At 76.3% G+C, this 967-nt stretch carries 1 protein-coding gene and 1 pseudogene; both read right to left on the bottom strand.

Annotated features, from left to right (window positions below; genetic code table 11):
- Positions 1-246 (bottom strand): annotated as a pseudogene (locus ND748_RS32775) (hypothetical protein); the annotation flags it as partial.
- A gap of 65 nt (positions 247-311) precedes the next feature.
- Positions 312-967 (bottom strand): hypothetical protein (locus ND748_RS32770; protein WP_251750130.1); only part of this gene is annotated, 656 nt, incomplete at its 5' end.

Raw genomic sequence — 967 nt, 5'->3', positions numbered from 1 at the left:
CCGCAGGGCGGCGAGATGGGCCAGGGCGTACCGCTCCCCGGCCCGAGGGGCGTACTCCGCCTCCCCGAGACCGCTCCGGGCAGCGGCGAGCAGCTCGTCCCGGGAGCGGTGGGGCAGCCCCGCCGCGGGCAGGAGGGCCCACCCGGGCGGCCCGCTGGATGCTCCGCACCCGGCGGACGTACCCTCCACCCCGACGGCTGCGCCCGCCGGGCCCGCGCCGCTGACAGGTCGACTCACGACGGCCATGACACCCTCCCGGAATCGAACAAAAGTTCGAACACCTGGAAGGTAGCCCTCTCCCGGCCGGGCCGTCAAACACCCAGCTCTCGAACACGCGAGCGAGTCGGCACGACGGTGCTGGTCTCGAGCAGGCGCAGGAACCAGGCCAGCACGAGCAGCGCCACCACGTCGGGCACCCAGCCCAGCCGCGGGTCCGGGACATCCCCCCGACGGGTATCCCCCGGACCCGCGGCCGACGCCCGGACCACCCGGGTGACCTCCGGGGCGAGCAGGTCGGGGTCGGCCACGACGAGCGCCGTCCCGTCCAGCGCGAACCGGATGATGTTGACCTCACGGTGTCCCACCAGGCCGCTGGCGAACTCGCCGCGGGTCGGCGTGAGCCAACGCAGCACGCCGCCGTCCGCCAGGCGCACCCGGCCGCCGGCCCGGTCGGCCGCGAAGGCCGCGACTGGCACCCGCCCCATCGGCTCGACGAGCCGCACGCCCTGGCCGTCAAGATCCAGCTCCAGGACGAACGGGCGCCGGGCGGCCATCAGCTCGACCCGCCCCCGCGACGCCCAGTCGGCGAGCACTGCCTGTTCGTCGGTCTCGACCCGCACCTGCCGGACCGCGCTGTGCCGGCTCGCCGCGGTGGCCCGGAAGACCACCTCGTGGGGCAGGCCGCCGGCGCGCCGGGGCAGGACGTCCGCCTCGGCGCCGACCCCGGGCATCGGCTGCGTGCCGGTCC

Origin of the sequence: Frankia sp. AiPs1 (assembly GCF_023716945.1) — a bacterium.
Classification (GTDB): Bacteria; Actinomycetota; Actinomycetes; order Frankiales; family Frankiaceae; genus Frankia.
The sequence above is the reverse complement of the archived record's forward strand: the minus strand, read 5'-3'. Positions and strand labels throughout refer to the sequence as shown.